The following is a 7882-nucleotide window of genomic DNA, read 5'->3' as shown; positions in this document are numbered from 1 at the left end:
TCTCCTGTCGACGGATTCCAGTTCAGAACGAGGACATCCCCGGGGGCAAGGTCATCCGCGATCCGCTCGTCGCGCTCGGGTGTAAGGACCCCTGCGAGAAGAACCGGCTGTTGACCGAGGAGGACCCCGTCCGCGACCTGATCGGCGAGTTCTTCGCCCGTTGGGCGGCGATGCACGGGTCGTCTCCGGTCACCGCCGTCACGGTCTCTCCGGAGGTGCTGTCGGTCGTGAACCTCTCGCCGCACAACCGGCAGCAGGTGGCGCAGTACATCTCGGGTCTGGTCGAAACCCGTGCCGCGGGCTACCGCCTGACGAGAATTCGCCACGGCAGATGGGGGGCATCGGAGTATGTTCTGCAGTCCGTCTCGGCAGCTTAGGGTGTGTTCGGAGCGGGAAAATTCAAAATTTGCATCGGGTGCCGCAATCCAGAACGCAAGAAAGCCCGCCTCGAGGGGGGGCTTTCTTGCGTTAGCGGTAAATCACTTGATCGGATCAGCCTTCCTCGACCGGGAAATACTTGTCGACATCGCCATCGACCTCCTCCAACAGCCGCTGAGCCTCGTCCGGTGCAATCAGCTCGATGCCGGTCCCCGGGTTGTGGCTGTTGCCACTCGAGCACGGCTTGGCCCAACGGGATGTGGCTCCCCCTTCACCGGCGAGGAACCACTGCCCCCGTCGCGAGAGATACAGCGCCGTCAATTCCGACTGGAAGTCGTCCCAGCCCCAACGATAGCAGGTAATCACGGCGACGAACTCGGCCGTTCCGGTATCATAGGAGCGGCCGTTGATGACGCGGCGAACGTGGATCTGGTCGATTACATTCATGGTGGACTCCTTTGGTAGGGGTGCTGATGCCAATGCAGCGCCTTGTTATCATTCTTCATATAATCTCATTTATGATAATATGCAATGTGATATTGACGGCGCCGTCTGCAGTCTGTCTGATTGATTAACAAACGGAGAATCCGACGATGTTTTTTTTCTTCCACCCTTCCATTGGAAAGCAGAATGAGCGGGAATGGGAAGCAGCGACTGCAGTATTGGACTTTGTAAGAACCGCCATGCCAAGCGTCAATTTGGCCGAGTTACGAGTTTTTCTGGAAATAATCCGAGAGGATGGTTCAGATCAAGAACGGCTACCTACTCTGAAAGATTTCTCTGAGCGCCTCAGCATACCGTATCCGACCTTGGCGCGACACACGGACAACCTCGGCTCTGGAGTATCCAGGAAAGGTGGGCTTGGTCTGATCGACAAGATTCCAACACCGACGAGTCTCAAGGAGAAAAATGTCATCCTGACGCCTCGCGGAACGTTCATTGCCACAAAAATCGACGCAATTCTTGGGGAGGTTTCTGAAAAATATACCAATCCAAGGAAGTAGCATAACGCTTTGACTTCCGACGAGTGAGTCCGAAAGCTCGCTTGGATCACGTAGGAAACGGAAATCTCATTTCTGGCTATTGCGATCCATTTCCCAGAGGGGCATTTCCGTTGAGTTCAGCATCACGTGTCCCAAGACTGTACCCGAAGGGATCTTGCAGGTTGTGAATGCGAACCGAACCTCGACAGACTGAGACGATCCTCTTGCTCAGGACGATGCGAGCTATACCGATATGTTCCGAGCGGGTCGCGCAGGTGGCAGCCGGCGTCCACATCAGATCGATCGGACACCGCGTTTACCGGGCGAACGCAGGGCGCAATACTATCTGCGGGCGGATGGAAGTTGTCGGGTCAATGCAATCATCGGGCACAACGGCATTTGCCCTTGTCCCCATGCGCTCGGGTTCAACAGGGCGCGTCTGACGACCTGAGTGAAAGCCCGAACAAGGCCTCCGGTGGTTGTCGTCAGGATGGGCATCGCTAAGATGTCGGTCGAGCGGATCCGGAGCACACATATGTCGAACATCGGTGAGATTGCAGCCGTCGAGGTCGCCGATCACGAGATCACTTTCTACTACGAGATCGATGGACTGGACCCATCTTCGGGACCGGTCGCCAGTGGCGCGACAAGCCCTTTACGAATGAAGGATCTCGTTTCAACCGACTCGAGCTTATTTCCACGTGAACAGATCGAGGCGCTTCGAACCCGATACGCCGACGAACCCGTATGGGCACGTTTGCGCGCCCGCGAGGTGGGTACGGACTTTCATGACCACATCGTCGGACTTCTCATACCGCGCTCACGAATTTTCGACTCGATTGGCGTGGATCTACCGAAGGCCCTCGCATCCGGTCCTCTCCCCCCTCGTGGGGGAGAGACGGAGAGAGGGGTCACTCCGGAAGACTCCGCAAGCGCAAGAGTTCGAGGACAGGTCGTATACCCCTCTCCCTGTCCCTCCCCCACGAGGGGAGAGGGGACGTCGGAGCACCGACCTTCGAAACCGAACCGCCCGGAAAACGGTCAGAACTTCGCAAGACTGGTATCAGAGGTGATCGAGGCGATCTCGTCACTTATTGGAGCTTGGCGCCGCAGGCGAGGCGTCTGGTCTCGAAGTGCGATCTCTATGCCGAAGCATCAGACGCAGAGCGCACACGGAAACGTATCGTATGGGCCCCCGGCAAAGCGGCATGCCGGCGAATGGCGCAATACGGAATTGAAGCCCGCCGAATGGAAGTCGAGCTGGGCGATTTGAACGTCGCCAGTTTTTCGACGGGCCACGGCTTCTGTATGGCGCGTGTATCGTTGAAGCCGATCGGTGGCGGTCCGATCTCTGCGATCGAGTTACTGGAGACCCAAAACGCATTCGCTCGTTTCAACCGTGTTCGCTGGATCGAAGACACCGACGCCGCAGATCAGGAAGCCACTGATTTTTCGCTCGGTGAGTTCGTCCGTGGGTTGGTGCTGGGCCCCCTCTCGGAAACAAAGCTATCCGGACGGGTTCATACATACGTCTTCGCAAAATTCGATTGCCCCGTTGCTGTCGAGGCGCGAGATACTTTGGCCGTCTGGCTGGCACGACAATATACGTCCGATTACGATCTCGACGCGTCGAAAGCGGACGTGGAACTGATCGAATATTTCGGCAGTGTGCGGCATGCGATTGCCATCGAGGGGGTGGCGACCATTGTCGGTCGAAGCGAAGGTGCTGAGGAGCTGCCCTCCTTTCTCGCGAACTACAAGACGGGAACTTATAGACTCAATTATCAGCAGGTCGCTCTTCTTGCCTTACATGAACAAGCCTATCTCGTGGCTGCGACGGCCGCTTCCCTCATTCCTCCAAGCGATATGGGCAGTGAAGAGGCTCTGCTCGCCCGTCTCGAGGAACTACGTCAGGCCGCGTTGGCTTTCCGCCTCTGCTTCCGGTTCTCCGAGCTGAGTTACGTCTCGACACAGAATGCGTTCCATCGAGCGATACGACGCGCGATGCGGCTCGACCAGATGATGGTCGAACTGGGGACGGATCTGGCCGACGTCGACGTCTATCTCAAGTCGGCAAGGGAGCGTGCCCACAAGGCGGCCTTCGACTGGCTGACGCGGGTCGGCGGCAGCGCAGCTGCCGGCGCTTTGGTCTATCCCCTTCTCAAGGACCAATTCGAAGTCTTGGTCGGCGACGACAGTCTTTGGCCGGCGCCATCTGCGCTCGGGTGGGGCCTGCTGATCGGAATCGGTGTATTAGTGCTCCTCAAGCGGAAGAGCGATAAGGATCTGATGTCGATCGCGCCCCTGGAAATGGGTGGCCAGAACTTGGCTGCGATCTTTCGGCGGATGCTCGAGCGGGTTCGCAAGGGATGACGCCGGAAGATCGGCTCGCCTCGCAGGATCGGCTCGCCGTCGTGGGCGATGTTCACGGCATGATGAGTGAACTCGCGCCGATCATTCAACGAGCGGATTCCGACCGACGACATCTCGTCCTTCTCGGGGATCTGGTGGATCGAGGCCCTGATTCCATCGGCGTTCTGCGAGCCATAGTTCCTCGAGTCGTGGACGGGAGAGCGACCTGGATCAAAGGGAACCACGACGACAAGTTGATGCGGAGGTTCGCTGGAAATCCCGTCGTCGTCGATATCGAACTCGCCGAAACCCTGCGCCAACTCGACGATGCGGGAGCGAGTTTCCATGAAGATCTGCAGCGCGCTTGGGGAATGTCCCTATTGTGGGCGCGTTGGAACGATCATGTCTTCGTCCACGGGGCATTCCACCCTGCAATGGCCACGAAGTCGCCGACGCCGGTTCCCCGGCGCGGCGCCGTGACGGCACTCGCTCTCTATGGCGAGACATCCGGTGCCCGCGACGGTCTCGGGCATCCCGTTCGGACATACGCTTGGCTCGACGAGGTTCCTGCAGGAACGACCGTCGTCGTCGGACACGATACGGGTGCGGACCACCGCGTGCAGCTTCGGTCAACGAAGCTCGGCGGCAAGGTCGTGTTCCTCGATACGGGGGCAGGCAAGGGCGGCTGCCTGACGGCGATGATTTTGCCGGAAGGCATTTTCATCCCCGATCCTTCGAACATCCGGAGCCGGTGAAACTCCGGCACGGCCATCCTCGGGGCCTCCGTTCAGCCGGGCGAGGGGAACGCTTTTCCCTGAGACGCCGGCGGCCATGCCCAGCGAGGCCTGCTTGAACCACGTGTGTCAGTCCGCCGTGAAAGAGGCGGTCGTGCCGAACAACGTCCCATCTTTGATCTTTTGCGCCCTGCGTGTCAGTCCGCCGTGAAAGAGGCGGTCGTGCCGAACATTCACACTTAACAAAGAGACACCTCGCCGTTCCCCAAGGGTGTCAGTCCGCCGTGAAAGAGGCGGTCGTGCCGAACGGAATACCCTTACCGTTTCGCAACAGGAGGGTGTCAGTCCGCCGTGAAAGAGGCGGTCGTGCCGAACAAGGAATCCGCCGCATCGCATCAATCTTGTGTCAGTCCGCCGTGAAAGAGGCGGTCGTGCCGAACACCGCAACCCGTCCACCCCCGAAAGGATAAGTGTCAGTCCGCCGTGAAAGAGGCGGTCGTGCCGAACGAAAATTGGCCACCCACGGAGGATACCCCCGTGTCAGTCCGCCGTGAAAGAGGCGGTCGTGCCGAACCATTCTCCATAGCCCTTTGCAACACCGATGACAATTCGCCTCGTTTCTGAGGTCGATGCCGAGATACCTCCGACGACGTGGCATTTCATGGGATCGATCTTTCAGCGAGGGATAAAATTTGAATGACGGCATGTACTTACGGAGTTCTGAGGTCGAATCCGGTCTTTTCCGTTCACAGGAGCCAGAAATCCGCCTCCGTTTCGATCGGAACACCCGAGCCGTGGACCGTGCAATGCCGCTCACCCGCCCGGTCGATCGTGTAGACGCGCAGACTGTCGCCCGGACCGAGATGCGCCGTCGCCGCGGCGATCAAGCGATCGAGAGCGGAACCGGTCAGACGGGTCTCGAAGACCGAGTACTGAACCCTGGAGGCTCCTTCTTCGAGTACCTTGGCGATCCTGCGGCGCTTCTGGTCGCTCGTCACGTCGTAACAGAGAACGCGGAGGAAGGTGTCCCGGCCCATGGCGCGTCACGCCTCCATGAGATGTGGAATGAACAATGTGACGTCGCGACGCTCGACGGCGCGAGCGAGCGTCGCGGCCTGATGGCGCATCATCGCTCTCCAGCCGAGCTTGCCTCCTCCGTCCGTTCTGTTGATCCGCTTCGCGACGGCCGCCTCGTAACCACGGATCACGGCTCGGCGTGCCTCGTCGTGCATCCTGGTGGGCGGTTCGCTCACGACATCGAACATGTCCGGCCGAAGGCGCCGAGCATTGAAGAGGTGGGCGACGATGCCTTCCGTGAGCCCCGCCCTGAACGGCTCCATGAGATCGTAGACCAAGCCTTCGTGTCCATCCTTTGCCGCGTGAAGAAAGCCGAAGCCAGGATGAAGGCCGACGGATTGAATCGCGGCTCTGGTATCGCGTTCCAGAATGCCCGTGAGATAGTTGATCACCGCGTTGACCGGATCGGCCGCGGGACGACTCCGGCGGAAATCGCCCTCCATCCCGTCGATCATCGCGCCGAATGCCGGCCAATAGGCGGCGGTGGCCGCTCCTTCCAACCCACGAAGCTCATCGACCGACGTCGCGGCGATCGTCTTGCGCAGGAGCCGCATCATCGACTGTAGAGCGGCAGATGCGGCCGGAAGGCTGCGAGCACGATCGAGACGCATCAACTGCGTTCGTTGGTTTCGAATGCGGGCATCGACCAACCGCCTCGCCACCTCGATGCGGAAGGCATCCTCGAAGACCCCGTGCGCCTGTGCCAGTTGAAGGGCCGCCCGCCGCGATCGATCCGAAGCGAGGAGACCGGTCGTCTGCCCCAGACCGTCCACGAAGGCCATGTCGACACTGGTCTCCAGAGCGAGATCGAAGGGCGCTCGATCGACGCCCACGATCGGCCCAACCTCGATGCGGCCGATCCGGTGATGCGGAATGGCGATCAGTTCGGACCCGTCTTCGCGCCTGACGGAGAAGCTTCGATTGCGGAGGCCGAGAGTGTGGTTGGGGTCGATGACGTAGAGGACTCGTTTGCCGGGGTCGAAGCGGGATCCGTTCTCCTCGAGTTCGATCACTCCCTCGTCGGTGACCTCGGACTTGATCGGTTTGCCGACCGGCTTGGCCTCCTCGTTCTTCTCCTTGAGTGCCAGAGTCTTCAGAAAGAGATACCCGATGAAGTCGAAACCCTTGTCGAAGTCGACGATCCGTGTCCCGTCTTCGTGAAGACGGAGGTTGTGCGCGGCGAGAACCCTCACGCAATGAGCCAGGACCTTCTCCGCCTTCTTCTGCGACTTGCAGAGGATGACGAAATCATCCGCGAAGCGGACGATCTTGACTCCCTCCGCTTCGATCTCCTCGTCGAGGGCGTCGAGGTAGAGATTGGCGAGAAGGGGAGAGAGTGGCGAGCCCTGGGCCAGACCGCGCCCGGGCGTCCCCAGCGCGGAAGCCTGGTCGGCGAGAACCGCCTCGAGAAGCACGAGCAGGGCGGAGGATCCGGGCAGCGGGCGAATGATGGCAGCGACTTTGTCGAAGAGAATTTCCAGATCGATGTTGTCGAAGTAGCTGACGATGTCCGCCTCGATGACGACGGTGAACCCACGTTTCCGCCACCGTTCGATACGCTCGACGGCATGGACGACGCCGCGGTTCGGTCGGTAGGCGAAGGAACTGTCTTCGAAGAGCGGTTCGAATATGGGAGTGAGGACCACCGCGATGCTCGTGTGCAGGACACGGTCGCGGATGCTCGGAATCGACAGGATTCGGTAGCCGGGCTTCTTCTTCGGGACGCTCACCTTTCGAAACGGACCCGTTCGGTAGGTTCCTCCCAACAGATCCGCCCTCAGTTGCGTCAGATTGGCGAAGACGTCGCGGTGAAACGCCTCGAGCGTCACGCCGTCGCCACCGTGCGAGCCATCGTTCGCATGCACGCGGAACCATGCTTCCCTCAGAGCGTCGAGGGACGTGACCCGCTGCCACAGATCAGAGGCGTCTTCGTTCAAATTCGGGCTCCTCGAAATGGCGCCGATAGATCTTCCGAAGGTCTCTCGAGCCGCTGTGAAAGAGGCGGTCGTGCCGAACGAACTACCTACCGCCCCTCTTGAAAAAGGGTGTCAGTCCGCCGTGAAAGAGGCGGTCGTGCCGAACACGGGTGCGTATTGCCCGGAACATCAGCGCGTTTGTGTCAGTCCGCCGTGAAAGAGGCGGTCGTGCCGAACGCACCAGAACAGTCAAGGAGGTTCCCATGGCTGGGTGTCAGTCCGCCGTGAAAGAGGCGGTCGTGCCGAACGCAATACCCTAGAAACCGTTTCTGGGCACTGTGTGTCAGTCCGCCGTGAAAGAGGCGGTCGTGCCGAACGCAATACATGCATCCAACCTTGTCGTTTCAGTGTCAGTCCGCCGTGAAAGAGGCGGTCGTGCCGA

7 protein-coding genes and 2 CRISPR repeat arrays (1 of these 9 cut by a window edge) are annotated in these 7882 nt (G+C 59.8%); of the genes, 4 read left to right on the top strand and 3 right to left on the bottom strand.

Annotated elements, in window-relative coordinates:
• Positions 1-377, top strand: a 377-nt coding sequence (locus V7Q42_RS15745; RefSeq protein ID WP_333825050.1) for a hypothetical protein, incomplete at its 5' end; no start/stop codon positions are given.
• 115 nt (positions 378-492) lie between these two features.
• On the opposite strand, the gene V7Q42_RS15740 is transcribed toward V7Q42_RS15745, so the two are convergent.
• Positions 493-825 carry a hypothetical protein gene (locus V7Q42_RS15740; RefSeq protein ID WP_333825049.1) on the bottom strand — a complete coding sequence of 111 codons (333 nt, stop codon included), beginning with the start codon at positions 823-825 and terminating at the stop codon, positions 493-495.
• Positions 826-971: 146 nt separating this feature from the next.
• On the opposite strand from V7Q42_RS15740, the gene V7Q42_RS15735 reads away from it, so the two are divergent.
• The 3 genes from V7Q42_RS15735 to V7Q42_RS15725 all read left to right on the top strand — a co-directional run bounded on the left by V7Q42_RS15735 (position 972) and on the right by V7Q42_RS15725 (position 4468).
• Positions 972-1382, top strand: coding sequence for a hypothetical protein (locus tag V7Q42_RS15735; protein WP_333825048.1), 411 nt, complete (start codon positions 972-974; stop codon positions 1380-1382).
• A gap of 1227 nt (positions 1383-2609) precedes the next feature.
• Positions 2610-3734 carry a hypothetical protein gene (locus V7Q42_RS15730; protein WP_333825047.1) on the top strand — a complete coding sequence of 375 codons (1125 nt, stop codon included), beginning with the start codon at positions 2610-2612 and terminating at the stop codon, positions 3732-3734.
• The gene (locus V7Q42_RS15725) at positions 3731-4468 is read left to right on the top strand and encodes a metallophosphoesterase (RefSeq protein WP_333825046.1); all 738 of its coding nucleotides are present in this window, start codon (positions 3731-3733) and stop codon (positions 4466-4468) included. Before V7Q42_RS15730 ends, V7Q42_RS15725 begins: the two co-directional genes overlap by 4 nt.
• 105 nt (positions 4469-4573) lie before the next feature.
• Positions 4574-5021: a CRISPR direct-repeat array (repeat unit 37 nt; unit sequence GTGTCAGTCCGCCGTGAAAGAGGCGGTCGTGCCGAAC).
• Positions 5022-5193: 172 nt separating this feature from the next.
• Here the strand turns inward: V7Q42_RS15725 and cas2 are convergent.
• On the bottom strand, positions 5194-5484 hold the full coding sequence (gene cas2, locus V7Q42_RS15720; RefSeq protein WP_333825045.1) for a CRISPR-associated endonuclease Cas2: 291 nt from the start codon (positions 5482-5484) through the stop codon (positions 5194-5196).
• A 6-nt stretch (positions 5485-5490) separates the two neighbouring features.
• Positions 5491-7461 carry a CRISPR-associated endonuclease Cas1 gene (cas1, locus tag V7Q42_RS15715; RefSeq protein WP_333825044.1) on the bottom strand — a complete coding sequence of 657 codons (1971 nt, stop codon included), beginning with the start codon at positions 7459-7461 and terminating at the stop codon, positions 5491-5493.
• A gap of 42 nt (positions 7462-7503) precedes the next feature.
• A CRISPR array of direct repeats spans positions 7504-7882; the repeat unit is 37 nt; unit sequence GTGTCAGTCCGCCGTGAAAGAGGCGGTCGTGCCGAAC (it continues 139 nt past the right edge of the window).

This window comes from Pinisolibacter sp., assembly GCF_036782435.1.
Lineage (GTDB): Bacteria > Pseudomonadota > Alphaproteobacteria > Rhizobiales > Ancalomicrobiaceae > CALBKH01.
Note: the sequence above shows the minus strand (reverse complement) of the source record. Positions and strands in the feature narration are given on the sequence as shown.